Below are 1,269 nucleotides of genomic sequence, written 5' to 3' on the forward strand. Positions count from 1 at the left end.
GGGGGTGACGGTCGGGGGGCGGTCGTAGCCGGTGATGGCGTTGATGAGGTCGATCATCTCGCGGACCGAGACGCCCTCGCCGCGGCCGATGTTGAGAGTGAGGGTGTGGCCGGGGGAGGAGCTCAGGGCGCGGGCGGCGGCCACGTGGGCGTCGGCGAGGTCGACGACGTGGATGTAGTCGCGGACGCAGGTGCCGTCGGGGGTCGGGTAGTCGTCGCCGAAGATGCGTGGGGGCAGGTTCTCGGTGAGCTTCTCGAAGACCATGGGGATGAGGTTGTAGATGCCCACGTCGGCGAGTTCGGGGGTGGCGGCGCCCGCCACGTTGAAGTAGCGGAGCGACGCCGTCGACAGGCCCGTCGCGCGGCCCGTCGCCCGGACCAGCCACTCGCCCGCCAGCTTGGTCTCGCCGTAGGGCGACATCGGCACGCACGGCGTCTCCTCCGTCACCAGGTCGACGTCCGGCATGCCGTACACCGCCGCCGAGGAGGAGAAGACGAAGGACGGTACGTCCGCCGCCGTCACGGCCTCCAGCAGGACGCGCAGGCCCTCGACGTTCTCCCGGTAGTAGTGCAGCGGGAGGTCGACCGACTCGCCGACCTGCTTCTTCGCCGCCAGGTGGACCACGCCGGTCACGCCGTGGTCCCTGAGGGCACGGGCGACGCGCTCGCCGTCCAGGGTCGAGCCCACGACCAGCGGGACGCCGTCCGGCACGCGGTCGGCGATGCCGGTGGACAGGTCGTCGTACACCACGGCGTGCTCGCCCGCCTCGGTCATCGCCCGTACGACGTGCGCCCCGATGTAACCGGCGCCGCCGGTGATCAGCCAGGTCATGTGCGGCCGTCCCCTCGTGACAAGTGAAGTCAGTGACAGTGAAGCAGGCGGCGGAGCCTGCCGCGGAGAACCGACATGAGACTCCGTGAACCGCGGGCGACGCGCAGTGCCAGCGCTCCCGAGTGGGTGGCGTACGGCTGGACGAGGACCACGGTGTGACCGGCGCCGATCGCGGCGCGCCGGCGCAGCAGACCGGCGCCCGCCACCGCGCGCGCCGTGACCTCGCGGTACGCGCCGCCCCGGAAGCACACGCGCAGCCGGAGATCCCACGTGCCCGCCCGGAACCCCGCCCAGTCCACGCTCACCTCCGCCGACCGGACACCGTCACCGTCGACCTCTCCGTCGACCCGTCCGTCGACCTCTCCGTCGACCTCCCGGTCGGCCGGGCACGACCCGAGCGCCACCCTCGTACGCGCCCCCGCCGCCACCCCCGGCTCC

The 1,269-nt window shown here is 72.7% G+C and carries 1 protein-coding gene and 1 pseudogene; both read right to left on the minus strand.

Features of this window, described 5'->3' with window-relative positions; genetic code table 11:
- On the minus strand, positions 1–831 hold an 831-nt coding region (gene galE, locus L0P92_RS44510), incomplete at its 3' end, for a UDP-glucose 4-epimerase GalE (RefSeq protein WP_234768820.1).
- 29 nt (positions 832–860) lie between these two features.
- A pseudogene (locus L0P92_RS44515) lies at positions 861–1,269 on the minus strand (hypothetical protein); the annotation flags it as partial.

The sequence above is a fragment of the Streptomyces muensis genome (assembly GCF_021474425.1).
Classification (GTDB): Bacteria; Actinomycetota; Actinomycetes; order Streptomycetales; family Streptomycetaceae; genus Streptomyces; species Streptomyces muensis.